Origin of the sequence: Paracoccus sp. P2 (assembly GCF_046335115.1) — a bacterium.
GTDB classification, from domain to species: domain Bacteria; phylum Pseudomonadota; class Alphaproteobacteria; order Rhodobacterales; family Rhodobacteraceae; genus Paracoccus; species Paracoccus pantotrophus.
In genome coordinates this window covers 1-21,516 of sequence record NZ_JBGOSN010000041.1, presented here as the reverse complement: position 1 = coordinate 21,516, position 21,516 = coordinate 1, and the positions used below count along the sequence as shown (strand labels likewise).

At 66.9% G+C, this 21,516-nt stretch carries 27 protein-coding genes and 1 pseudogene; 6 read left to right on the top strand and 22 right to left on the bottom strand.

The genetic code is table 11. The features are described 5' to 3' along the window. Nucleotides 1-11 precede the first annotated feature (11 nt). Nucleotides 12-1,523, top strand: coding sequence for an amidase (locus tag ACDP63_RS19380; protein WP_409928499.1), 1,512 nt, complete (start codon nucleotides 12-14; stop codon nucleotides 1,521-1,523). Between the two features lie 316 nt (nucleotides 1,524-1,839). On the opposite strand, the gene ACDP63_RS19375 is transcribed toward ACDP63_RS19380, so the two are convergent. The 13 genes and pseudogenes from ACDP63_RS19375 to ACDP63_RS19315 form a co-directional block, all read right to left on the bottom strand. Further along, nucleotides 1,840-2,778 (bottom strand): phage tail tube protein, encoded by a 939-nt coding sequence (locus ACDP63_RS19375; protein WP_409928498.1) that lies wholly within the window; start codon nucleotides 2,776-2,778, stop codon nucleotides 1,840-1,842. A 24-nt stretch (nucleotides 2,779-2,802) separates the two neighbouring features. Then, nucleotides 2,803-3,222, bottom strand: coding sequence for an acyl-CoA transferase (locus tag ACDP63_RS19370; RefSeq protein ID WP_409928497.1), 420 nt, complete (start codon nucleotides 3,220-3,222; stop codon nucleotides 2,803-2,805). A gap of 74 nt (nucleotides 3,223-3,296) precedes the next feature. After that, a complete protein-coding gene (locus tag ACDP63_RS19365; protein ID WP_409928496.1) occupies nucleotides 3,297-3,890 on the bottom strand; it encodes a hypothetical protein in 594 nt (197 codons plus the stop codon). 76 nt (nucleotides 3,891-3,966) lie between these two features. Beyond that, on the bottom strand, nucleotides 3,967-4,599 hold the full coding sequence (locus ACDP63_RS19360) for a DUF6441 family protein (protein ID WP_409928495.1): 633 nt from the start codon (nucleotides 4,597-4,599) through the stop codon (nucleotides 3,967-3,969). Then, nucleotides 4,596-4,907 carry a hypothetical protein gene (locus tag ACDP63_RS19355; protein WP_409928494.1) on the bottom strand — a complete coding sequence of 104 codons (312 nt, stop codon included), beginning with the start codon at nucleotides 4,905-4,907 and terminating at the stop codon, nucleotides 4,596-4,598. Before ACDP63_RS19355 ends, ACDP63_RS19360 begins: the two co-directional genes overlap by 4 nt. Further along, nucleotides 4,907-5,038 (bottom strand): annotated as a pseudogene (locus ACDP63_RS19350) (major capsid protein); the annotation flags it as partial. The pseudogene ACDP63_RS19350 and the gene ACDP63_RS19355, both read right to left, overlap by 1 nt. 21 nt (nucleotides 5,039-5,059) lie before the next feature. After that, a complete protein-coding gene (locus ACDP63_RS19345) occupies nucleotides 5,060-6,073 on the bottom strand; it encodes a major capsid protein (protein ID WP_409928493.1) in 1,014 nt (337 codons plus the stop codon). A 24-nt stretch (nucleotides 6,074-6,097) separates the two neighbouring features. Further along, nucleotides 6,098-6,469 (bottom strand): head decoration protein, encoded by a 372-nt coding sequence (locus ACDP63_RS19340; RefSeq protein ID WP_021098609.1) that lies wholly within the window; start codon nucleotides 6,467-6,469, stop codon nucleotides 6,098-6,100. A gap of 4 nt (nucleotides 6,470-6,473) precedes the next feature. After that, nucleotides 6,474-7,505 (bottom strand): head maturation protease, ClpP-related, encoded by a 1,032-nt coding sequence (locus ACDP63_RS19335; protein WP_409928492.1) that lies wholly within the window; start codon nucleotides 7,503-7,505, stop codon nucleotides 6,474-6,476. Nucleotides 7,506-7,509: 4 nt separating this feature from the next. Beyond that, nucleotides 7,510-8,970 (bottom strand): phage portal protein, encoded by a 1,461-nt coding sequence (locus ACDP63_RS19330; RefSeq protein WP_262373672.1) that lies wholly within the window; start codon nucleotides 8,968-8,970, stop codon nucleotides 7,510-7,512. A 120-nt stretch (nucleotides 8,971-9,090) separates the two neighbouring features. Further along, on the bottom strand, nucleotides 9,091-9,306 hold the full coding sequence (locus tag ACDP63_RS19325) for a phage head-tail joining protein (RefSeq protein ID WP_021098607.1): 216 nt from the start codon (nucleotides 9,304-9,306) through the stop codon (nucleotides 9,091-9,093). Between the two features lie 4 nt (nucleotides 9,307-9,310). After that, nucleotides 9,311-11,305 (bottom strand): phage terminase large subunit family protein, encoded by a 1,995-nt coding sequence (locus ACDP63_RS19320; RefSeq protein ID WP_021098606.1) that lies wholly within the window; start codon nucleotides 11,303-11,305, stop codon nucleotides 9,311-9,313. Next, the gene (locus ACDP63_RS19315; RefSeq protein ID WP_409928491.1) at nucleotides 11,250-11,837 is read right to left on the bottom strand and encodes a hypothetical protein; all 588 of its coding nucleotides are present in this window, start codon (nucleotides 11,835-11,837) and stop codon (nucleotides 11,250-11,252) included. Before ACDP63_RS19315 ends, ACDP63_RS19320 begins: the two co-directional genes overlap by 56 nt. Nucleotides 11,838-11,950: 113 nt before the next feature. Here ACDP63_RS19315 and ACDP63_RS19310 point away from each other — a divergent pair, with 113 nt between their 5' ends. From ACDP63_RS19310 to ACDP63_RS19300, 3 genes are all read left to right on the top strand, one after another. Further along, the gene (locus tag ACDP63_RS19310; protein WP_021098604.1) at nucleotides 11,951-12,175 is read left to right on the top strand and encodes a hypothetical protein; all 225 of its coding nucleotides are present in this window, start codon (nucleotides 11,951-11,953) and stop codon (nucleotides 12,173-12,175) included. Nucleotides 12,176-12,204: 29 nt separating this feature from the next. Further along, on the top strand, nucleotides 12,205-12,429 hold the full coding sequence (locus tag ACDP63_RS19305; protein WP_021098603.1) for a hypothetical protein: 225 nt from the start codon (nucleotides 12,205-12,207) through the stop codon (nucleotides 12,427-12,429). 95 nt (nucleotides 12,430-12,524) lie between these two features. After that, nucleotides 12,525-13,112 carry a DUF3489 domain-containing protein gene (locus tag ACDP63_RS19300; protein ID WP_021098602.1) on the top strand — a complete coding sequence of 196 codons (588 nt, stop codon included), beginning with the start codon at nucleotides 12,525-12,527 and terminating at the stop codon, nucleotides 13,110-13,112. Between the two features lie 54 nt (nucleotides 13,113-13,166). Here ACDP63_RS19300 and ACDP63_RS19295 read toward each other — a convergent pair whose 3' ends face one another. From ACDP63_RS19295 to ACDP63_RS19255, 9 genes are all read right to left on the bottom strand, one after another. Continuing rightward, entirely contained in the window at nucleotides 13,167-13,391 is a 225-nt protein-coding gene (locus ACDP63_RS19295) for a hypothetical protein (protein ID WP_021098601.1), read from the bottom strand. After that, nucleotides 13,388-13,705: a hypothetical protein gene (locus tag ACDP63_RS19290; protein WP_409928490.1), complete on the bottom strand. Its 318-nt coding sequence runs from the start codon at nucleotides 13,703-13,705 to the stop codon at nucleotides 13,388-13,390. Before ACDP63_RS19290 ends, ACDP63_RS19295 begins: the two co-directional genes overlap by 4 nt. Then, entirely contained in the window at nucleotides 13,680-14,603 is a 924-nt protein-coding gene (locus ACDP63_RS19285) for an HNH endonuclease (RefSeq protein WP_409928489.1), read from the bottom strand. The genes ACDP63_RS19290 and ACDP63_RS19285 overlap by 26 nt, the downstream gene beginning before the upstream one ends. A 66-nt stretch (nucleotides 14,604-14,669) precedes the next feature. Beyond that, entirely contained in the window at nucleotides 14,670-15,971 is a 1,302-nt protein-coding gene (locus ACDP63_RS19280) for a site-specific DNA-methyltransferase (RefSeq protein WP_409928488.1), read from the bottom strand. A gap of 507 nt (nucleotides 15,972-16,478) precedes the next feature. Beyond that, complete coding sequence (locus tag ACDP63_RS19275; protein ID WP_409928487.1) at nucleotides 16,479-16,901, bottom strand: hypothetical protein; 423 nt, start codon at nucleotides 16,899-16,901, stop codon at nucleotides 16,479-16,481. Further along, nucleotides 16,898-17,572: a hypothetical protein gene (locus ACDP63_RS19270; protein ID WP_409928486.1), complete on the bottom strand. Its 675-nt coding sequence runs from the start codon at nucleotides 17,570-17,572 to the stop codon at nucleotides 16,898-16,900. The genes ACDP63_RS19275 and ACDP63_RS19270 overlap by 4 nt, the downstream gene beginning before the upstream one ends. Before the next feature lie 78 nt (nucleotides 17,573-17,650). Next, nucleotides 17,651-18,076 (bottom strand): DUF6362 family protein, encoded by a 426-nt coding sequence (locus tag ACDP63_RS19265; RefSeq protein ID WP_409928485.1) that lies wholly within the window; start codon nucleotides 18,074-18,076, stop codon nucleotides 17,651-17,653. Next, complete coding sequence (locus ACDP63_RS19260) at nucleotides 18,069-18,269, bottom strand: hypothetical protein (RefSeq protein ID WP_409928484.1); 201 nt, start codon at nucleotides 18,267-18,269, stop codon at nucleotides 18,069-18,071. Before ACDP63_RS19260 ends, ACDP63_RS19265 begins: the two co-directional genes overlap by 8 nt. Then, nucleotides 18,266-18,787, bottom strand: coding sequence for a crossover junction endodeoxyribonuclease RuvC (locus ACDP63_RS19255; protein WP_409928483.1), 522 nt, complete (start codon nucleotides 18,785-18,787; stop codon nucleotides 18,266-18,268). Before ACDP63_RS19255 ends, ACDP63_RS19260 begins: the two co-directional genes overlap by 4 nt. Before the next feature lie 652 nt (nucleotides 18,788-19,439). On the opposite strand from ACDP63_RS19255, the gene ACDP63_RS19250 reads away from it, so the two are divergent. Next, a complete protein-coding gene (locus ACDP63_RS19250) occupies nucleotides 19,440-20,333 on the top strand; it encodes a patatin-like phospholipase family protein (RefSeq protein WP_409928482.1) in 894 nt (297 codons plus the stop codon). Between the two features lie 8 nt (nucleotides 20,334-20,341). Beyond that, a complete protein-coding gene (locus tag ACDP63_RS19245; RefSeq protein WP_409928481.1) occupies nucleotides 20,342-21,241 on the top strand; it encodes a nucleotidyltransferase in 900 nt (299 codons plus the stop codon). The last annotated feature ends 275 nt before the right edge of the window (nucleotides 21,242-21,516 follow it).

The window sequence follows — 21,516 nt, the reverse complement described above, 5'->3', positions numbered from 1 at the left end:
TGGGGGTAGGCATGAGCGGAACCTGGTTCCACATGACGGCGGCCGATCTGGGCCGCGAAATCGGCAAGGGCCGGATCAACCCGGTCGAACTGACCGAGGCGTTCCTCGAGCGGATCGAAACCCATCCGCTGGCGCCCCGGGTCTATGCCCGGATGACCGAAACCCGCGCCCGGGGCGAGGCGATGGGGGCCGCCACCCGCGCCAAGCAGGGGTTCCGGCGCGGGCTTCTGGATGGCGTGCCGATCAGTTGGAAAGATCTGTTCGATACCGCGGGCGTCGCCACCGAGGCGGGCTCGGCCCTGCTGCGCGGCCGCACACCGGACCGCGATGCCGCCGTGCTGGAGCAGGCCACGCTGGCCGGCACGGTCTGCCTTGGCAAGACCCACATGTCCGAACTGGCCTTTTCCGGCCTTGGCATGAACCCGGTGACCGCCTCGCCGCCCTGCCTGAACGATGACAAGGCCGTCTCCGGCGGCTCGTCCTCCGGGGCCGCCGCCTCGGTCGCTTTCGGCCTGGCACCGGCGGCAATCGGCTCGGACACCGGCGGCTCGGTGCGCGTTCCCGCAGCCTGGAACGATCTGGTCGGGCTGAAAACCACCTCCGACCTCTTGCCGCTGGACGGCGTGGTGCCGCTGTGCGAACGCTTCGACACCATCGGCCCGCTGGCCCATTCGGTCGAGGATTGCGCGCTTCTCTTGGGCGCGCTGCAATCCGCGCCGCCGGTTGACCTGACCGGGGCCGAACTTGGCGGCGCGCGGATCGCCGTGCTGGAAACCGTGGCGCTGGATGACATGCGGCAGGCCCCCGCCAAGGGCTTTGACGACGCCTGCGCCCGCCTGACCCGCGCCGGCGCCCGGCTGGAACGCCTGGCCGCGCCGGAAGTGGCCGAGGCGATGGGCCTGGCTGCCGCCCTGTTCACCGCCGAAGCCTATGGCATCTGGCGCGACACCATCGAAACCGCGCCCGAGAAGATGTTCTCGCGCATCCTGGAACGGTTCCGGTCGGGCGCGCAGGTGGCCGCTGCCGATTATGTCGCCGGATGGCGCCGGCTCGAGGTGCTGCGTCGGCAATGGGTAGCGCGCACCTGGCGGCCGCCCACGGCGGCGAGCCGGACGGAAACGCGTTTCTCGGCCATGGGATCGGGGGCTCCAGATGGGATGGGGTCAGTCGCGGTTCGCCGCGATCTGCTCGTTGACGCGGCGGACCATCACCGCCTCAAGGGCGGGCAGCAGTTCGGCGATGGCAGGCGGGGAGATGCCGAGGGCGGCGCCCAGCGCCAGCGCCGCGCCCATATCCCAGCCGATCACCGCGCCGGGGATGACGCGCATCTGTCCACCGAGGCGCTGCGCGAGATCCCAGACCTGCCAGCCCTCGACCGTCAGCGGCTGGTTCAGCCGTGCGGGGCACTCGGGACAGGTTGTCCGGCAGGCCGCGCAGTAACCTTCGCCCCCGCCGAAGGACCAGTCGGCAAGGGCGATGAGGCGTTTTTTTCAGCGTCCAGCAGGAGGGCCTTGGCGACGTAGAGGGTCTGGAACGCCTCGAAGGCAGGCCAGAGGTCAAGAAGCGCGTCGATGGCCTCGGGGCTCGGCTCGATGGGATTGCCATCCGTATCGCCAATCCCCTCCCACGCGAGGATCGCGCGGCGCGCCAGCGCCTTGGCCATGGCGAGCGCGGCTTCCTCGGTCGCGGCCCCCTCGGGAAGATCGGCAATCGCGGGATCGCCGCGTGCGGACACCATCAGCGCGGTGGTGAGCGGGCGGAGCTTCACGCGCACGCCGGGGATGAGGTCGCACCATTGCGGCGCGTTCGAAAGGTCGAGGGTCAGCATGGCGGGCCTTCTCAATAGGTTGCGACGGTGTTGACGAGGACGGCGGTGCACATGCGTGCGGGGCTGGTGGCTTTCGCCGCCTGCCAGTCGAAGGTGGCCTGGATGCCTTGCGGGCCCGGGATCTCGATCCGGGGGCGCGGCAGGTAGACGGCATGCGCGGTGAAGGTGAAGCTGGCCTCGGCCCCGAGGCTCCAGGCGAAGACCAGCTCGCAAGGCGTGCCGTCGATGGCTTGCGTGATCAGCGCGGTGTCGGCAAAGCGCACCTCGACCCGGCCCGTCAGGGCGGCCATGCCCGGATCGGCCCCCTCGATGCGACCGTCCGAGCGGATGGTCTCGATCCGGTCCAGCCCGTTGGAATAGGTCACCTCGGCCGAGATGACATTGCCGAGCGGTGTGCCGTTCCGCGTGATCGCCCCGTTGAAATGCCCGAACCGCTGCAAGGCCAGCGAGGTTGGCGTGCCAGCGGCTGTGGTGGCCGCGACACTCTCGCCCTGCGCGACCAGTCGCGCCGTCGCGGTCAGCAGGCCAGAGCGCGCCATCTGCCAGGAAAGCTGGTCGCAGACGCAACCGGTGTACATCGCATAGCGGGGCACCTCGGGCATCGCCGTCTCGATGGACATCGACGGCAGCGTCCAGTTGCCGGACTGGAAGGTGTGGGTCTTGGGCGTGGTGCCGGTGGTCGTGGGCTGACCGAAGGCCGCCTTCAGCCAGAGGCCGAAGTTCTCGACATCGATCGGCACGACGACATCGCCATCGGCGGTGACCGCGTCCTTGATCGGGGCCAGCGGGTCGCGCCCCTGGCCCAGCAGCTCCGAGGCGATCAGCGGCTGTTCGGAGCCGAGAGTGGTGCTGGCGAAGGGTACCGTCCGATAGCCCGAGGCGGGCGCGGTGCCATAGACGGTCTCGAACGCAAGCGCCATCTGCGCCCGCGCCCCATGGGCTCGTGCCATCGTTGTCTCCTGTCGTGTGCGGGGTCAGGCCAGCGGATCGGCCGTGGAATAATGCAGGATGACCGGGATCACCGCCGCCTTCAGGCTGGCGGCACCATCCACGGCCAGATCGATAGGGCGCGGCGCTTCCGCTTCGACCCAGTCGCAGAGACCGCCCAGCGTGCGGTCGGCGGCAAGCGCCGCGCCGATGCTGGCGCAGAGCGTGTCGAAGGTAGCATCACGGTTGGCCCCCTGGACGACCGCCTCGATCTCGGCCCGGTGCTGATAGTGGTAGCGCAGCGGCGACAGCGTCACTTCCGGCTCTCCCGGCTCGCCGTCGCGCAGGATCAGGAGGCCTGCGGCAGGCACACGTTCGGGCAGCACGTCACCGCGCAGGGCGGTGGCGGGCAGCGCCGAGAGCCGCGCGTGCAACGCGATGAGGATGGTTTCGCGGGGGGTGGGCATGGCATATTTCTCGAGGCAGCGATTTCGGCGCCATCTCCGTACAAAGGGGCGCAAGCGATGGCACAGGCGCAGGATTATGGACTTTCGACGGGTTCGGGAAAATCCGTGGCGGAGCATCGGATGCCGTCAGTACGCGTATAGAGCATGCTCCCCTCCACATCCGCGAGGATGTCGCCATCCACCTCGAACTCGGGGAACTGACGCAGGAACGGCGTTGCACCGCAGCCCGGTACGGCGCATTCCGGCCGCGACTTCGGGCAACGATTGAAGTGACAGAGCCGGCCGAGATAGGCGTCGCTGCCCGGCTCGAACAGGAACACGTCGACCTGATGGTCTGCCACGCCGAAATCCCGTTGACGTTCGTGCTCGGCCCTCAGCGCTGCCACCTTCGCGCGCCTCAACTCGCCGAGGACTGTCAGGTCGTCGAGCCACAGAGCGAGGTCGAGATCCTTGCACTCGTGCCAGAGCGGAACGCCGCGGCGACGGTACGGGGCAAAACGCGGCACCTCCTTCCACAGGGGCTTGGCAACCGACCCGATGACCGCGATCGCGACAACCTGCGGGAAGCTGGACCAGGCATTCGTGATTATGTCCGCCGCACGCCGGAAGTGCCGTTGCGTCCGCAACAGATGGGCGTTGTCCTGTTTCAGTCGGTCGATCGATGGCATCGCGGGGCTCGGCATGGTTCGGCGCCCAGTCTGACTCTGTCCGGGTGCTGGCGCCAGCGGGTTTGCTTTCAAGAGCTCATCGAAGGCGCGCCTCGGCCCAGTTCGCAACGATCAGCCCCGGCACGCTGTCCAACGCCCGGTCTGCATCCCGGGCCAGGTCCAGCCGCTTCGGCAGCTTCACCTGCGGCACCAGCAGGAAGATCGGCGAGGTGACCTTGCCGCGCCCGGTCTTCGAGCGCGACACCACCGCCTGGCCCTTCGTGTTCAGCCGCCCCTCAGCGACCAGCAGGCTCGGCCCGCGTCGACGGTAGATGAACCGCAGGCGCAGGCCGGTGCGGCGTTCCCATTCACCAGGCGTGATCCGGCCGCCGCGCAGGGACTTGCCTGCGGCAGGTGTGGGGATCGCCAGCCAGAAGCCGTTCTTCGAGCGGATCAGCGGGCCGGTGTCGTGCGCACCCACGATGACCGGTGCATTGGACCAGACCACGGCCGCCGCGTTGAGGCTGGGCGTGGCCTTGGGGAACTGCTCCGACCGGATGGTCCGGGCGAGCCGGGCCCCGAGCCCTGCGCCGGTGATCTGCAGCCGCCAGGCGGTCTTGAGCCCGGTCCCGGCCTCGCGCATGGCGGCGGTGACGGCCTTCTCGCCGGCCTTCACCTCGGCGGCCATGGCGGCGACGAGATCGGGCGTGATGTCGAGTTTCAACTTCATGCCGGACGCAGGTCCACGGTCCAGACCAGCCGCTCGCGGTCGCGGACGGGCTCGCCCTGAATGAGGAAGGCATCGCTGTCGATTTCGATCCGGTCGCCGGGGCGCGGGGCTGGCACCTCGGCCACCCGCAGATCGATCCGGGTGGTCTCCGACCAGATGCGCGCGTCGCCGAAGTTCGTGACGTCGTCGGGCCGGAGCAGGATCGCGCGGACCAGCGATGGCGCGCCGCCCTCGGCGGTGTAGACGACGTCACGTGCGAGATGCGCATCGGCGAAGAGCGCGTCGAGGGCGGCTTTGAGGCCGGTCATCAGGTCCGCCGCGCGCTGCGCAGCACCTGCGGGCGGGTGCAGATCGGGAGCGGGTTGCTCTCGATCTCGAGCCGCACCCACTCGTCGCGATCCCGGTCGGGGATCGTGCGGGCGTAGAGCGGCTGGCCGAGCGTGTTGACCNAAGACGGTCATCAGGTCCGTCGTGCTGAGCGCAGCACCTGCGGGCGAGTGCAGATCGGCAGCGGGTTGCTCTCGATCTCGAGCCGTACCCATTCGTCGCGGTCCCGGTCGGGAATGGTGCGGGCATAGAGCGGCTGGCCGAGGGTGTTGACGGTCTCGAAGGTGTCGGCGGGGGCGTAGTAGATCTCGAACAGCCCCTCGATACCTTCGGGATAGAAGAACGCCTTGTCGGTCGGCACGGTGAAGCCGACGCCGCCGCGATAGCGGCGGAAGGTGATGCCGCCGAAGCTGACCTCGTCGGCGACCCGGCCGCGCAGGTCGGCCGCGGCGGCGGTGTTGAGATAGGTCTCGCGCACCTCCTTGTGGGCCACGAGATCGGCGAAGAAGGCCGAGCCGCATTCCGCGCGGATCTGCACGGCGCCGGCCGAGAGCCCGCCCATCGAATCCTCGACGCTCTCGATGAGCGCCTGGCAGCGCTTGCGCAGCGCCCCCGAGGCCGGGCTCGCATTGTCGAGGTCGAAGTCGATCTCGGCCGCCGGCGTGATGCCGAACTCTGTGAAGTAGTTGACGACCGTGGCGTGGTCCTTCGGGTCCTTCACCAGCCCCTGGATGCCGTTCAGGAGGTGATACTCGAAGGTCGTCTCGGCGTCCTGGCGGAGCTTCCTGAGCCGGTAGGCCACTTCGGTCTGCACCTGCTGGGTCGCGCTCTCCGAGCCGAAGTCACGGACGGACTGGATCTCGGAGGCCCAGAGCACGTCCTGCTTCTTGAACTGCCGACAGACGAAGGCGCGCATCTCGCGCCGGTCGGGCACTTGGCTCTCGTAGGCCGAACCGCGTTCGGAGAACGGGATCAGCGACAGCGTGCCGTCGCGGCTCTCGATCACGACGGTGCGGGAGCGCACGCCGCGCGGGCTGAAGAGGGCCGAGCCCGAGAGCAGCGCGGGCTTGTAGGGGATGTTCTCGAGCGCGCGCGTGAGCTCGACGATGCTGAAGGCATCGCCTTCGAAGATGTCCATGGTGGCCATGAGGATGTCCTTTCCCGGGCGCGCTCAGCGCAGGAGGATGCCGAGCGCCGCGAGCGCGGCGATGGCGGTGGCGGTCTGGGGTTCGGTGATGCCGTCGGGCCAAAGGATCTCGTGGCGGTTGACGATGGCCGGGCCGCGGACGAGCACGACCCCCGGCGCATCGGCATCGGTGGCATCGGCCTGACCCCAGAGAATACCAGCGGCGTTCTGGCTGCCGTTGGAGGCCCCCGGCGTCAGCACGGTGTATTTTCCGCCCGTGGTGATCTTCCCGAGCACCGTGCCGGGGGCGAGCTTGCCTGCCCCGGAGGCAAGGGTGACGGTCTCGCGGGTGTAGTCGCGGAGGACTTCCCAGACGAGGAAGCCGCCCGGATGGGGGCCTTCGACGAGGGTGGTCATGCGCTTATCCTTTCAGCTTGAAGGTGCGGGCGACGATCTCGCCCCAGGGGCGCGCGGCCGAGGAGCGGCCGGGCTGCGGGTGATGGGGCGCGATCTCGGGCTCGGCCTCGGCGCGGGCGGCCAGTAGGGCTGCACGGACCTCCTCTAGGCTTGCGCCCTCGGCGAGGAAGCGGGACGCCATCTGCGGCAGACCGGCGAGGCAGCAGAGATCGACCACGGCGCGGGCATGGGCCATGGCCTCGGCGCGGATGACATCGGCGTCGGGGGCTGCATCATTCGTGGCCGGAAGGCTGTTGCCTTCCGAGACACCCGCGCCGGCGCTGCCCGGCTGCGGCGCCGGATCGGCGGCACCGGCATCCTCGTCCACCGCTCCGCCCTCGGCCGCGGGCCCCTCCGAACCGTTCCCGTCCGGAACGGTTTCGACGGGGTCCGCACCGGCCGCGACCGCCTCGACCAGCGCCGGGGGCGCGTTGCGGAAGCGGGCGATGTCGAAGCGGGCGGCGATGCGCACGGGCTCGGCGATCCGCGTGGCGAGGCCCGCGGCCAGCGCCTCCCCGGCGTCGAACCAGGTCTCGGCCGCCATCAGCGCGGCGATTTCGTCCTCGGGGCGGCCCGCGCGGGCAGCATAGCCGCGGACCATGGTGGCGGCGATCTTGTCGAGCGTCTCGGCCATCGCCCGCATGTCGGCGGCCGTGCCCATGACCAGCCCCGCCGGATCGTGGATCATCAGGAAGGCGTTCTCGGGCATGACGATCTCGTCGCCGGCCATCGCCACATAGGAGGCGGCCGAGGCGGCGATCCCGTCGATCCAGACGGTGACGGTGCCTGCGTGGCGCTTCAGGGCGTTGTGGATCGCGACCGCGTCGAAGACCGATCCGCCGGGGCTGTTGATCCGCACAAGGATCGGCGCCCCGTCCGGGATCGCGCCGAGTTCCGCGAGGAAGCCCTTCGCCGAGACGCCCTGCGCCCCGATCTCGTCATGGATCGCCACTTCCGCGCCGCCGTCGCGGGCGCGGATCGCATACCAGCTTGCCATGTCGTCACTCCTGTTCGGTGGCCGGACCGGTCGCGTCGGCGCCGTCGTCCGTGTCGTTGCCGGCGCCATCACCGGGCTCCGCCCGGGTCGCCGGCGTCGCGCGGGCGCCCTGCGTCTCGCCGGGGCTCGTGCGGTAGCGCAGGCCGAGAGCCGTCGCGCGCGCGGCATCAGCGGCGTTCTCGCGGTCGACCTCCTCGACGTCGTATCCGGTCGCCTCGACCACCTTGCGCCGCGAGGTGATACCCGCCTCCATCGCCAGCACCTGCGCCTGGATGTCCTTCAGCGGATCGACCCAGTCCCAGCGCGGCGGGATCCACTGCACCGCGCGGAACCGCCCTGGCGCTGCCGCATACCCCGGCAGGTCGAGCGCACCCGCCAGCACCGCCGTCTCCATCCAGCGCGCCCAGATCGGACGGCAGAGCTGATGCGCCAGCACCCCGTGCTGGAGCTGCTGCACGCGGCGGCGGAACTCCACGAGCTCGGCCCGCAGGCTGGAATAGTTCGCCTGCCGGACGTCGCCGGTGACGAGGTGGTAGGGCAGCCCCAGCGAGGCCGAGACGGCGAGCAGCGTCCGGTACTGGAACGCCTCGTAGCCGCCGCCGACATCGGCCGGCGACGAGAACTTCACGTCCTCGCCCGGCAGCAGCACCTGCATCGTGCCGGGCTCGAGGCTCGCAATGGTCGCGCCGTCCAGATCCGCCTCGGCCTCTCCCATCAGGGGCTCTTCGGGCGCGGTCTTGGTGATGAAGCCCGCGAACATCGCCGCGGTCTTCTTCCGGTCGAGCTCGGCGTCGTCATACTGGTCCAGCAGGAACAGCCGCACCATGGCCGGCGCCACATGCGGCAGGCCGCGGATCTGGCCCGCATCGATGGGGCGATAGATGTGCAGCACGTCCCCGGCCGGCACCCGTACCGTCTCGGGGATGACCGCGCCCTGATCGGTGCTGTCGCCCGGATGGCGGCGGCGGAAGTGATAGGCCACGCGCCGGCCGATCGCGTCGAACTCGATCCCGCAGCGCAGCCGGTTCCCGTTCGCCGCGGTGCCGGTCTTCTCGAAGGGCAGCATCTCCGATTGCAGGAGCTGCATCTGCAGTGGGACCGTCAGCTCGTCCTCGGCCCGGCGGGGCCGCAGCCGGACGAAGCACTCGCCGGCCACGAACATCTCCCGCGCCACCATGGCCTGCAGGCCGTAGAAGTCGGTCAGCCCGTCCGCATCCGCCTCGTCGGTCCAGGCCAGCCAGAGCCGCTGGACGCGATCCCGCAGGGCCGCATCCTCGATCAGCGACGAGGGCTTGATCCCGTCGCCGACGAGGTTCGCGGCGAAGGCCTCGCAGGCGTTCGCCGCATAGCCGTTGGTGACCACGAGCTCGCGCGCCCGCGCCAGCAGTCGCGGCCCGCCCGAGGCCACCAGCGCGTTGATGTTCTCCAAGGGCGGGTTCCAGCCCCGCAGCCGGCGTCGCGCCATGGCCCCCTCGAGGCGGGCGCGCAGTCCGGAGGGACCGTGGCTCCGGGGGAGCCGCGTAAGCCCGGAGGACGCGGGGCCGCCGGTCGCCCGGCGGCGGAACCTGTCGAACAGCCCCATCGATCAGAGCCCCTTGCCGGTCGTCACACGGACCTGCCGCACGATCCGCCGCCCCTCGGCCGCCGCGATCTCCCGCTCCAGCGCCTCGATCGCCCGGTCGATCTCGGCCAGGCTACGGTACTCCACGGTCTTGCCGTCGTAGCTCACGCGGGCCACGCCCGAGGAGCGCTGCGCCAGAAGCGCCTCGCGGCGGGCGCGGAGGTCTGCGGCCGTGGCCATCGGATCACCTCATGTAGCTCGAGCGCACCATGCGCCGGCGAGATGCAATGCGCGGAGCGGTCGGCGCCGTGGTCGGCGTGGCTCCCTCGGGCTTCTCGCCCGCCGTTACCCCCAGCTGCGCCTCGAGATCGGCCCATCGCGCCTCGGGCCAGCGGTCGGCGCCGGCGATCCAGGCGGCGGCGCGCGCATAGACCCGGCAGTCCAGCGCCTCGTTGCGCTCGCGCAGCTTCTGCCATTCGAGCTTCGTGAAGCCGCGCCGGGTCTTCACCGTCACCAGCTGCTCGGCGGTGAGCTGCTTGAGCCACTCGCCGTCCGCCCAGTCCGGCAGATGCACCGTTCCGGCCGGGAACGATGCACCGGCCGCGATCTCCTCCGCGGTCGGGCGCTCCTGGCGCAGGAAGCGATAGCTCTCGGCCTTGAATGTCGCGGTGGCGACCGTCCAGAGCCGGGCGCCGCGGCGCAAGCGTTTGCCCGCCACGGTCGCGTCCACATAGGTCGGGCCCGTCACCGGGCTCGCGCGGTTGAAGCCCTCGACGCCCTTGACCGGCGCCACCTGCGCGAAGCCGACGGCCCGGGCCCAGCCATAGACCGCGCTGGTCTCGAAACCCGTGTCGATGGCGAGCCGCGCGATGGTCAGGTGCTGGCCGTTCGCGTGTGCCCATGTGCGCCCCAGCAGCTCGGTGAGCTTCTGCCAGCAGGCGGGGTCGCCCGGCCCGCCCTCGATGACGATGTGATCGACCAGCCAGCTTTCGAGCCCGCGGCCCCAGGCCCAGACATCGACCTCGATCCGGTCCTTCTGCACGTCCGCCCCGGCGGTCAGGAACAGCCCACCCGCGGGGACGGTGCCTGGCGCCCATGCCTCGCGGCGGTCGGCCAGCCGCTGCCAGTCGGGCGCCTCGCCGGTTTCCATCCAGGTCTCGCCGAGGATGGTGTTCCGGAACGCCCGCATGGCTTCGTCGCTGCGCCGTGCCGCCTCATGCGCCCGCGCGATCCGCGCCCAACTGAGCCACCCCACCGGCGAGTAGAGCGCCGAAAGGTGGTAGCCCACCGTCAGCGGGTCGGTGGCCGTGGCGGTGGGGCGCCACTCCCCCGCCGCCAGCATCGCGGTCTTCTGGTGCTCGGCGATGGGCGCCTCGCAGCTTTCGCAGTGATAGGCCGCCGTCTCCGGCCGGCCCTTCTCCCAGCGCAGCCGCTCGAACTTCAGCCATTGCCTGTGCCCGCAATGGGGACAGGGCACGAAGTAGCGCCGCTGGTCGGAGGCCTCGAACTCGCGCTCGATCCGGCTCAGCCCCCGGATCGTCGGCGTCGAGACCAGGAACACCTTGCGCCGGTGCGCGAAGGTCAGCGAGCGCGCTTCGGCCAGCGTGACGGGATCGCCTTCCTCGTCGGCCGAGGCCGGATAGGCGTCGACCTCGTCGAGGAAGATGTAGCGCGCCGGGGTGGACCGCAGCCCGACCGCCGAGTTGGCCCCGGTCATGATCAGGATGCCGCCGGCGAACTCCTTCGACAGCATGGTATTGCCCGCGTCGCGGGACCGGGCAGGCTTCACCCGCTCGCGCAGCTCCGGGCTTTCCTCGATCAGCGGGTCGATCCGCTGCCGCGAGTTGCGCTTGGCGAGCTCCACCGTCGGCTGGACCGCCAGCATCGGACCGGGCGCATGGTGCATGACAAACCCGATGAAGCAGTTCCCCGCTTCCGTGGCGCCCACCTGCGCGGCCTTCATGAACACCACTCGCTGCGTGGGATCGCCGGGGCTGAGCCTATCCATGATCTCGCGCATGTAAGGCGTGCGCGCGGTGCGGTACCGCCCTGGCTCGGCCGAAGCACGTGACGAGAGCCAGCGATGCCGGTCGGCCCATTCCGAGACCGTCAGGTCCGGGTCGGGGCGGATCCCACGCGACCAGGCGCGTAGGAGATCGGTCGCGCCGTCAAAGTCGATCAGGTCATCCGGCAAGCCCGGTGCGGACCTCGGCGAGGCTGTCGAGCTGGGCGCGGACATGGGCTTCCAGAACCTTCTGCATCAGCGCCGCCTCCACTTGCGCCCCGCCCCCCAGCGCCGCCGTCAGCTCCGCCGCCATCAGCGCAGCGACGCGCGCGGGCCAGGTGATCCAGGCATCGCGCTCCTCGCGCGCGAGCCGGAACATCAGCGTCTCGGCCCGCGCCCGGTCCACCAGCTCGCCCTTCAGCTTCTGCAGCCGGATGCGCCGCTCCTGCGCCTTCATCACCTCGTTGGCGGTCTTGGCCTGCAGGAACGTGGTGCCGCCGCCGACCGCGGGCGCCGCCAGGCCCTGCTCGCGGAGCGTCTCCCCCACAGCGGCGACGGCCGCCTCGGGCACGGGCTTCAGCTTCGGGCCGGACGGCTTGCGGGTCTTGGACGGGTCGGTCGTCTCCGCCCGCCGCGCGTCGCTGGCGGCCGCGTCGATGGAGCCGTCTGGCAAGAGCACGAGGCGCCCCGCCGCCTTCGCCTTCTGGATCGCCCCGCGCGAGAGCCCCGCATGCGCGGCGTATTGCCGCTCGCTCATGCCCTGCATCGGCGGCTCCGAAAATCGTTCCTGGTCAGATGCTTATTCGCTTGATGGGTGGCGCGGACAGAGCGAACACGGGTTCCACAAGGACGATGCAACTCACCTCGGGAGCCCCGACCATGACTGCCCCTGCCACCCTCACCGACCTCATCCGCGCCGCCGCACATGCCCTGATCCGCCGCGACACCCTGGAGATCCAGGACCTCGCCCGGATCAGCGAAGGCTGGCTGCAGAGCGAGGAAGAGGCCGAAGCGCAGCGCCTCCTCCTCGACGCGATCCTCGAGGCCGCCTGCCTGCTCGAGGGCGAGCCGAGCGAGCTCGAGAGCGCGCTCGAAGACGCCTGATCCCCACCACTCCGAGAAGGAGGCCCGCCATGCCCCGCCGCACCGTCGACAATTCAGAAGCCCTCGACGCCTTCGTCGCCGCCAAGTTCGAGATCGACGCGATGCTGGAGCGGCTCGCCGCCCTCAGCGCCGACCATTTCGACACCCACCCCGACGAGATCGACTGGGGCCATGTCGGCACCCTGAACCACTACCGCGCCAAGCTGCGCGAGATCACCGACAGCGCCTTCAAGGAAGGCGAACACGCCCGCTGACATCCGGCACTGCCGGAACTCCCGCCGCGCCGAGGCGCGGCCTGGGGTCGTAGAAGCCCCCGCATCCCGCGCGGGCCGAAGCCGGAGACGACCCCATGACCAAGCTTTCCGACATTCAGGCCCTGATCCTCGGCGCCGCGGCGCAGCACGAGGACCGCAACGTCCTGCCGCTGCCCGGCTCCCTCCGCGGCGGCGCTGCCGCCAAGGTGGTGGGCGCGCTGCTCTCCCGCGGGCTGATCGCAGAGACCACGACCGACAGCCGCATCCGCGCCGACGCCGCCCTCAACCGGATCTGGCGCAACGACGAGGACGGCAACGCCATCCTCCTGCGCATCACGGACGCGGGCCTTGCCGCCATCGGCGTCGAGCCGGAGAGCGGCGACAGCGCGCCCACAGGCGCCGAAGAGGCGCCGAGTTCGGAGGCCCCGAAGGGCGCTCCCGCCGAGGCCGACGCTGCGCCCAAGGCGCGCACACCGCGCACGGGCACGAAGCAGGCGAAGCTGATCGAGATGCTCCGCGCCGACGGCGGCGCGACCATCGAGGAGATCGTCACCGAAACCGGATGGCAGCCGCACACGGTCCGAGGCGCCTTCGCCGGCGCGCTCAAGAAGAAGCTCGGGCTCGAAGTCACCTCGGAGAAGGTCGAGGGCCGCGGTCGGGTCTACAGCCTGCCGAGCGACTGACACCGCACACAACGACGGTCCCAACGCCGCCGTCCCACATGGGGCGGCGGTATCTCATCGTGCTCCGCGCACCCGGATCGCCTCGAACAGCCGCCGCAGGGCGAAGGAGCGCGCGATGCTCACCACCGTGAACACCGCGCCCATCTTGAGATTCTGCGCCAGCGTCGTGTGCAGCCCGAATACCGGGAAGATCAGGATCTGCGTCACGACGGCGACGCCGTAGCCCACCGCCACGTTGGCGATGGCCTCGACCAGCGACATGGCCCGGCTTTGTTTCATCGCGCCCCCTCATCCATCGGCCAGCAGTTCAGCTGCGAGAGTTCGGAGCGCATGCGCCGCGACCAGCGGGACCACTCCGTTACCACAGAGCCGAAGCCGGTCCACCCGATGGGCCAGCCCATCAGCGCCTCGACGAACAGCGGGTTCAAGGTCCGGCGCGCATCGGAGGTATTCGGCCCAGCCATTGGCGTCACCAGGACCTGGCGGCCAAGCAGGCCGTTCACCGGCGTGTTCGCCAATGTCGTCGCCCCATCCTTGTGGTCCTGCGCTGTTCGCCTTCGGCCCTGTTCACTTTCCTTCGGGTCGAGGAACATCCAGCAGTTGGTCAGCGTCGAGACCGCGTCTAGCAAGAAGCTCGGGGTGGCAAACTACAAAGCAGCCATTAATGCCATCCCTGACAGCTTCTTCGGCCTGCACCTCGTCGGAAAGCTTGAACCACCGCGATTTACCTTGAATTTCGGGCGTTAGCACATAGCCCGAACTGATCCAGCCGCCCGGGAAGAAATAACGCTCGACTCCGGCAGCAGGTTGAACACTGACAGGCAAAACGACGGGCTGTTTCTTCGCCTTGGGCGGCCGCGCGGCCGGAATTGCGAACGTTCTGAGACGCTCAAGACCATCGTAGCCAATAATATGTTCCGGCTCTCGGAGCCGCGGATCTTCGACATGCAACTGTCGCAGGGTGAAACGATCTTTGCCGAAATTGCAGAGCGCACAAGAGATCACAACATTTTCGACCGACGATCTGCCGCCATGGCTATGGGGTTCGACATGGTCGAATTGCAGCCAAAGGCATTGGAAACCGGCATGTTGCTTCGACGGGTCGCGATTATCCCAACCGACCGACGACGGGTACAATTGCACGGCGATCTTGCGAATATCTGGATGAACCACAGGAATGCCGCAGTACCGGCACCGGTAACCATCACGCTCGAGAACCGCTGCACGGACATGAGGTGCAATGTTGCGGTCGGGGTCGCGCTCAGACTTCGCAATGACCTTGCTGTCCCCAGCGGGCTTCATCTCCACGACGTTTTTAATTACGCCCACCCAAGCAGAATTGAGCCAATCCCAAACCTCTCGAACGTCGGCCTGCCGAAAAAGTGCTTCGGCGCGAGCGAAGTCGCCATGCACATGCGCGTCAACCGCCTCTTTCATCGCGTCCCAAGCGGCAAAAATCTCAGGGATTGGTTCCTTTATGCAGCGGCGCATTTTTCATACTACGTCTGTGGTACACGCGCAAAAGGTAGCGTTGCCTCGACTTCCAAACAACGGTCATCAGCCCAGCCGTTCTACTCTCACCTGTACGAAGGTCCGGCCGTCGCCGTCGAGGATCGCGTCCTTGCCGGTCTCGGCCTGCCAGCGTTCGACGGCGACATCGACATAGGCGGGGCTGATTTCCATCGCGAAGACGCGTCGGCCATTGGCCTCGCCCGCCATGATCTGCGAGCCGGAGCCAGAGAACGGCTCGTAGCAGAGGCCACCGCGCGCCACATGCTGGCGCATCGGGATGCCGAAGGCATCGAGGGGCTTCGGCGTCGGATGATCCGGGCGCTCGTCCTTGGCGAAGGACGGCATCTCCCAGGTCGAGGGCAGCGTCTGCTCGGCCACCTTCGGCGGGCGGTTCGGTCGGCGCCAGCCCATGAAACAGGGCTCGTGCTTCCACAGGTAATGCGAGCGGGTCAGAACCCCGCGGTCCTTCACCCAGATGATCTGCTGATGGACGAAGGCGCCTGCCTTTTCCCAACAAGCCTCCAGCATCGCCTGGCGGCGCGAGGCGTGCCAGCAGTACCAGGCCGCATCCTCGGTGATTGCCTCGGCGACTGCCGCGGCGATGAAGCCGTCGTAAAGCTCGGCCCCCTGCGAACTGTCGTCCCAGGTGGTGCCGTAGGATGCCGACCAGTCCTTGTTTCGCGTCGGGTGGTTGGAGCCGTCGTAGTCGACGAGATACGGCGGATCGGTCGCGAACAGCACCGCGCGCTCGCCGTTCATCAGGCGGCGGACATTCTCGTGGCTGGTCGAGTCGCCGCACAGCAGGCGATGGTCGCCGAGGATCCACAGATCGCCGGTGCGCGAGGCCGGATTGCGCGGCGGTTCGGGGATGGTCACCGGCGGCACGGAGCCCCCGGCGCCACCCTCTTCTTCACCGCCCCCGTCCGGGTCGAAGGCCAGCAGCTTGTCGAGTTCGCCGTCGGAGAAGCCCACCAGCGACAGGTCGTAGTCGTCGGCCAGCAGGTCCTGCAGCTCGGCCGACAGCAGCGCCTCGTCCCATGTTCCGAGTTCCGTCAGCTTGTTGTCCGCGATCCGGTAGGCCCGGCGCTGCGCCTCGGTCAGGTGGCCGAGCACGATCACCGGCGCCTCGGTCAGCCCGAGCTGCGTCGCGGCCAGCACCCGGCCATGGCCCGCGATCAGTTCGCCGTCCTCGCCGACGAGGCACGGCACGGTCCAGCCGAACTCGGCCATGCTGGCGGCGATCTTCGCGACCTGCTCGGGTCCGTGCACCTTCGCGTTCTTCGCGTAGGGCTGGAGCCTGGTCAGCGGCCAGGTCTCGATCCGCTCGGGGGCGAAGGCGAGGGTCATATCGGGCATCCTGTTCGGTTGATTGCAGCAGGCCATGCCGCGCGGGGTGGACTCCGGCAGGTCGGAGTCCACTGGCTTCCGGGGTGGACTCCGGAATTCGGGGGTATCCACCCCGCGTGGCCAGTCATGTGTTTGAATTCACGAGGTTTTCAGGGGGCGCCGGTGGATCCGGATTCCCGGTGGCTTCCCAAAAAATCGGCCCTGTCGCTGGCGATATTGCGCGCCAAGCCCGCCAGCATACGTTTCGGCCCGGAAAGGAACCGGAAAACAATGACTTGGCCGCCTGGACCCCGGCTGGACCCCGGAAGCCCGCCCCGGTGTCCACCTCGGGAATAGCGTCGGTTCGCCCGAGCGCACGACCCCGAGTATATCGCCATGGATACCGTTAGCGGGGCGATCCGTCTCGCTTTGCGGTGTCTCGCCGGAAATTGTCTCAAAGATGTTTCTGGGCTTGACTGACCTCTGAAGCCCGTTTGTCGGCGTTGACACCGACCAAGAGGTCCACAATCAAAGCCCGATCTGCCGGAGCTTTCCCTCGCGCTTCGGAGACATTTGGAATGCCAGCGGAGGGTCAAATTCGCTCATCGTGCGTGTGATGCGTGGCCACTGCCATAGAATGAGGGCACAGCGCTTCTCGTGAGGCAGCGACAAAACGCTCTTCGGCATCACCAACATACGAAGACCTGCGGCCATGAAAGCGCGCCGCTCATCGGGCACGCGCAGGATCCGGTGGTTCTCCGTCGCAACGATCCAGTCGCCAGGCTGATCACGAACCCAGCTGATCCATTCGACGTCTGTGGCTCTACGATCCATCACGTCGCTCAGTGCGACAGATCGAGGCTGCGGTTTCTCGGATGAAAGAAACCCTGCCATCATCCTCGCCATAGCGGGCGGGCAGTTATGATCGAAGAACACGTTGAAGCGGTTCATGCCGCTTTGCTGAGCCACTCCTCGAACTTGACGGCTCGAGAAACGGCGTGCCTCGGCACTTCATAAAGAGCCGCGGCGCGCGCGACACTGCCTTCGGCCTTCGCTGCTGCAGCCAGCGTGGCTGTTGGAATGGCCGTGTCCTCTTCAATGGGCTGCCCGAACGAACGAGATGGGTCGAGCACCACGCCGCTCGCGCGCCCCATCGGCCGCCAGACATTCGGCGTCAAACCATCGTACTCGACGTCCCGAAGGCTTTGCTCAATGATCGTTTTCATTTCCCGCTGATTGGTGAAAATGTTCACCAACTCGGGCTCACCCTGTTCTCGATCCAATTGTAGCAGGATTGACGCACCGTCAGTTCGGAAGCGAGCAGATGAAAACGGATGATCCGCCCCGATGATTTCTGACGCTCGCGACACCGCTTTGCGGAGAAGCTGAGCGCTCACTTTGCGCTTGCGGAAAGCATAGATTGCACGCAGTTCGAGGAGGTCTCTAAAGGAAAGCGCTACAGCATCGGATTGCTCGATATCCGGTTCCCACATGGGTGGGTGATGAACTCCGGTGCTCGAAGTGTAACCGGTTAGCCACCGGCGGATGGTCTGCCGCGGCGCCTGCGTGAGCCGGTGTGCGTCCCGGATGTCATAGATGCCGATGCCGACCAGCGCGTTCACAAAACATCTCCCGTTTTGAACAAGCGTGTAGCACGCTTGTGGGCACCGACCATAGCCTTATGCGCTTGCCTTGCCGGTTCAGGCGCCCGTCCCACGAACAACAAACTGCATCGACCGCTTCCGCGGCACACGCCTCCCGTTCAGCCGCCAGACGATCACCGCGATCCCGTACTGCCAGCGCCGGTTCGCCGTCGCGCGGCTGATGCCGAGCTCCCAGCAGATCGGCTTCCACGGCTTGCGGTTCGCCCGGAGCCAGAGCAGGCGCGCATCGGCAGGATCGAGCCAGCGCAGCCAGAGCAGAGTATCTTCGGCCTGCGTGATGTCACGCGGGCTGGGCTTGGGCCGGCGGGTTCGTGGCTCCTGGCCGACCTTGTCGGCGAAGCTGTGGAAGTACTCCGGCCAGGCGTTGAAGTAACCCTGCGGCTTTACCTCAGGCAACGAGCGGAACACGTCGGCCGCGCTCTCGAGCCGGTCCTCGACCATGGTGGGCGTCCACTCAGCCATTCGCAGCCTCCCGGTCGTCCGCCCGAGGCCCATACAGCTTCTCGCCCAGCTGCCGCACCAGTTCCCGCTCCGGCCAGGTCAGGCGGTGATCGCCGACGGAGACGGCGAGCACACCCTCGTCATGCCAGCCATCGCGCTTCACCTGGTCGGGATCCCGGCGCGAGCCGCCGTAGCCTTTCGGATACCACCTCATCCCAGGCCCCCGTTCGTCTCGATCGCCCAGTGCAGAATGGCGATGGCGTCCGCCTCGTTGTCGTCGGCAGGTGAGAACCCGCGGGCTCGCGCCGCAGCGATCATCGCCTCCTTGGGCGCATTGCCCTTGCCGGTCGCGTGGCGTTTGATCGTCCCGACCGGAACGCCCTCGTAGGGAATGCCGCGCAGTTCGGCCCACGAGGTCAGGGTTGCCATCAGCCCACCGTAAATGTGGGCGGCGTCGGTGCCGGCGTGGCGGCGCACCTCCTCAAACCAGATCGCGGCGATGGGTCCGGACAGCCGATCGAGTTCAGTCAACCAGTTCGTGAAGCGGAGGTAGCGCATGCCGCCGCCGTCGAAACGTCCGGGCCGAAAGCTGACCGTGCCACTGGTGGTCAGTCCGTCATGGCTGCGGAGCGCCCAGCCGGTCGTGGTGCCGAGATCGAGGGCAAGGATGCAGGACCGGCTGATCGCGCCCGGCTCGGGGCGGACGTCCTGCGCGGGGATCGGTGTGTTCATCGTGAAGGCTCACAAGCTGTGGGCCTTCGGCTTCGGTCACCTCAGGATTTAGCATCCGGTGGTCCTCGGCCCAAACGAAAACGACGATGGATGTGGCGGCAGACGGCAATCGACGTTCTACCCGCCCCAGTCCCAACCTCCGAGCGCGTGGTCCCAACCTTCGAGGGGGTTGGGACAGCCCTTTATCGTTTCACTCCAATCACTTGAACGGATGTGGTCCCAACCTCGGTGTCCCCAACGGGGGTCCTTCTCTTTTCGTATAGAAAAACATGTTCCCGACCTTTTCCTTTCTCCCACATGAATGTGTAGCAAAAGGTTGGGACCACAGAGTGAGGTTGGGGACACCGTTGTTTTTAAACGGCTTTTCGTGTCCCCAACCTCCTCTGGAGGTTGGGACAGGGTTGGGACCAAGGAGAGGTTGGGACAGAACGGCATGACTAGAGCCGGGCAGCTTCAGATAAACAGAGTATGCGGGCGAAGGGCGCGGAGCGGCCGTTGGTTGCGAGAACGCACTCACTTGGCACGGCATCACAGAACAGCCATTTGACGATGCACCGCTAACCCTTGCATACGACCTGCGCACCCTACACTATATCTGGATGTGACTAGGAGCGTGCTTCCGATGCCAGAAGGCGTTTGCAGGATCTTGAGCTTGGACGGTGGGGGAGCGAAAGGCTTCTATTCCCTCGGAGTGCTGGCCGAGGTCGAAGCGGTGCTCCCTCAGCCTATTCACGAGAGCTTCGATTTGATCTTCGGGACAAGTACCGGCTCGATCATCGCCACGCTGTTGGCTACCGGAAAGACGGTCGAAGAAATCCATTGCCTTTATCGGGAGCACGTCCCGCATATCATGCAAGCCAAGAAACCGCGCGAGCGCACGCGGCGTCTTCGGGCCGTAGGGGAAAAGGTCTTCGGAGATGATGGTTTCGACACGGTTTGCACTGGCCTTGGTGTCGTGACTACGAAGTGGCAGCTCGAGACGCCGATGATCTTCAAGAGCATGCAGACCCAGGCACACGGCAGGCGTGCTTCATTCGTTCCGGGCTTCGGCTGCACGCTCGCCGACGCGGTGGAAGCGTCTTGTTCGGCGTACCCGTTCTTCGAGCGCAAGATCGTGAAAACGAGCACGGGTAACGATGTCGAGCTCTTCGACGGCGGCTATGTGGCGAACAATCCTGCGCTCTACGCATTGGCTGATGCCACCGGGGCGCTTGGGTTCGCACCGACTGAGTGCCGCGTACTGAGCATAGGTTGCGGGCAGTACCCGGAGCCGCGCTACCCATTATTCGAACGCATGAAACGCCGCTTCTGGTTGGTGCAGCTTCTGCAGAAGACGCTCGAAGTGAATACGGCGTCCATGGATCAACTGCGCCAGCTCTTGTTTGCGACCGTGCCGACGGCTCGGGTTAGCGACCATTTCAACAAGCCGGAAATGGCGACTGACCTATTTGAGCATGATTTGAATAAGCTGAACCTACTGCGTCAACAGGGTGGCGAGTCCTTCGGCCGCTACGAGAGCAAAATTCGTGACGTCTTGTTTAATTGAGGTATGAAATGGCAATTTCAGAGAACCAACTTGAAACTTGGTCCCATGTCGGATCGCAGCAGCAATCCGCAGCGACCTACCAGACGATAAGGTCGGTTCTCGAGCATCCTGATGCTCCGTATGCAGGACGCGGGATCGACGTATTCCTGCAGGGCTCCTATGGGAACGACACGAACGTCCGAGGCTCCGAGAGCGATGTGGATGTGGTGATTTGTCTGACCGACGTGTTCAACAGCGACATATCTGGTCTCGACCCAGCGGAGAAGGAAGCGTATGAAGCGAACCGCTCGCCCGCAAAATACGGCCTCAGGGAGTTCAAATCTGAAGTAGTCGCTTGGCTAAAGGCGAATTTCGGCGGCGGTGTGACCCCGGGTCGAAAAGCAATTGCTGTTCCGGGGGAGGGAAATCGACGCAACGCAGACGTTTTGGCTTGCATCGAGCACCATCGGTACACCTCGTATCGGTCGCCTTCGGATAACCGTCATCATGTAGGAATATCGTTCATCACGGCTGACGGGGAACTGATTGTCAACTTCCCGAGGCAGCACAAGCAGAACTGCACATCTAAGCATCAAGCTACCAGCAACCGCTTCAAGTCGAACGTGCGGGTGCTGAAGAACATGCGCAACGCAATGGTCGACGAGGGCTTCCTCAAGAGGGGCGTCGCGCCGTCATACTTTCTCGAGGGAATGCTGTGGAGTGTCCCGAACCAGAACTTCGTTGCAGGATACCAGCAGAGCTTTGAGAACTATTTGTACTGGCTGGAACGATGTAATGCAAACGAACTTTCCTGCGCGAATGATCTCTACTGGTTGATCCGAGAGAACTCATATGTCTGCTGGAACATGCAGAACTATCAGACGTTTCTCGCGGCGGTGCGGCGCTACTGGAACAGCGGTCATCGGTAACTCTGACTGATGCACGCTCTCGATTGATCGCGCCACGAGATAGGCTGCATCGACTTCCCGGCCCATAATCCGGCGACGGCCGCGTTTTGCCTAGAAGGGCGTTGGCAGCTCCAATCGACCGAAGGGTAGGCGTCCGCAGCAAGTGCCGCATTGCACCAGACTCAGCTGGATACGGCGTTGTTGCAGAAGTCAGTGTGTGAGCGCAGTTTTCCCTTTCCGCGTTGAGTTCATGCCACGCGTTTGATCTCGGCGGATCCGAGGGCATTGAAGCGGTT

Excerpts from the sequence above, each read along its gene's own strand:
- ACDP63_RS19345 (WP_409928493.1), bottom strand. The coding sequence starts at position 6,073 with ATGGCCACCATGGACATCTTCGAAGGCGATGCCTTCAGCATCGTCGAG.
- ACDP63_RS19370 (WP_409928497.1), bottom strand. The coding sequence starts at position 3,222 with ATGCCCACCCCCCGCGAAACCATCCTCATCGCGTTGCACGCGCGGCTC.
- ACDP63_RS19325 (WP_021098607.1), bottom strand. The coding sequence starts at position 9,306 with ATGGCCACGGCCGCAGACCTCCGCGCCCGCCGCGAGGCGCTTCTGGCG.
- ACDP63_RS19300 (WP_021098602.1), top strand. The coding sequence starts at position 12,525 with ATGACCAAGCTTTCCGACATTCAGGCCCTGATCCTCGGCGCCGCGGCG.
- ACDP63_RS19290 (WP_409928490.1), bottom strand. The coding sequence starts at position 13,705 with ATGTTCCTCGACCCGAAGGAAAGTGAACAGGGCCGAAGGCGAACAGCG.
- ACDP63_RS19260 (WP_409928484.1), bottom strand. The coding sequence starts at position 18,269 with ATGAGGTGGTATCCGAAAGGCTACGGCGGCTCGCGCCGGGATCCCGAC.
- ACDP63_RS19320 (WP_021098606.1), bottom strand. The coding sequence starts at position 11,305 with ATGTCCGCGCCCAGCTCGACAGCCTCGCCGAGGTCCGCACCGGGCTTG.
- ACDP63_RS19375 (WP_409928498.1), bottom strand. The coding sequence starts at position 2,778 with ATGGCACGAGCCCATGGGGCGCGGGCGCAGATGGCGCTTGCGTTCGAG.
- ACDP63_RS19245 (WP_409928481.1), top strand. The coding sequence starts at position 20,342 with ATGGCAATTTCAGAGAACCAACTTGAAACTTGGTCCCATGTCGGATCG.
- ACDP63_RS19340 (WP_021098609.1), bottom strand. The coding sequence starts at position 6,469 with ATGACCACCCTCGTCGAAGGCCCCCATCCGGGCGGCTTCCTCGTCTGG.
- ACDP63_RS19310 (WP_021098604.1), top strand. The coding sequence starts at position 11,951 with ATGACTGCCCCTGCCACCCTCACCGACCTCATCCGCGCCGCCGCACAT.
- ACDP63_RS19380 (WP_409928499.1), top strand. The coding sequence starts at position 12 with ATGAGCGGAACCTGGTTCCACATGACGGCGGCCGATCTGGGCCGCGAA.
- ACDP63_RS19305 (WP_021098603.1), top strand. The coding sequence starts at position 12,205 with ATGCCCCGCCGCACCGTCGACAATTCAGAAGCCCTCGACGCCTTCGTC.
- ACDP63_RS19360 (WP_409928495.1), bottom strand. The coding sequence starts at position 4,599 with ATGAAGTTGAAACTCGACATCACGCCCGATCTCGTCGCCGCCATGGCC.
- ACDP63_RS19355 (WP_409928494.1), bottom strand. The coding sequence starts at position 4,907 with ATGACCGGCCTCAAAGCCGCCCTCGACGCGCTCTTCGCCGATGCGCAT.
- ACDP63_RS19285 (WP_409928489.1), bottom strand. The coding sequence starts at position 14,603 with ATGCGCCGCTGCATAAAGGAACCAATCCCTGAGATTTTTGCCGCTTGG.
- ACDP63_RS19265 (WP_409928485.1), bottom strand. The coding sequence starts at position 18,076 with ATGGCTGAGTGGACGCCCACCATGGTCGAGGACCGGCTCGAGAGCGCG.
- ACDP63_RS19275 (WP_409928487.1), bottom strand. The coding sequence starts at position 16,901 with ATGAACCGCTTCAACGTGTTCTTCGATCATAACTGCCCGCCCGCTATG.
- ACDP63_RS19335 (WP_409928492.1), bottom strand. The coding sequence starts at position 7,505 with ATGGCAAGCTGGTATGCGATCCGCGCCCGCGACGGCGGCGCGGAAGTG.
- ACDP63_RS19295 (WP_021098601.1), bottom strand. The coding sequence starts at position 13,391 with ATGAAACAAAGCCGGGCCATGTCGCTGGTCGAGGCCATCGCCAACGTG.
- ACDP63_RS19315 (WP_409928491.1), bottom strand. The coding sequence starts at position 11,837 with ATGCAGGGCATGAGCGAGCGGCAATACGCCGCGCATGCGGGGCTCTCG.
- ACDP63_RS19330 (WP_262373672.1), bottom strand. The coding sequence starts at position 8,970 with ATGGCGCGACGCCGGCTGCGGGGCTGGAACCCGCCCTTGGAGAACATC.
- ACDP63_RS19255 (WP_409928483.1), bottom strand. The coding sequence starts at position 18,787 with ATGAACACACCGATCCCCGCGCAGGACGTCCGCCCCGAGCCGGGCGCG.
- ACDP63_RS19365 (WP_409928496.1), bottom strand. The coding sequence starts at position 3,890 with ATGCCATCGATCGACCGACTGAAACAGGACAACGCCCATCTGTTGCGG.
- ACDP63_RS19280 (WP_409928488.1), bottom strand. The coding sequence starts at position 15,971 with ATGACCCTCGCCTTCGCCCCCGAGCGGATCGAGACCTGGCCGCTGACC.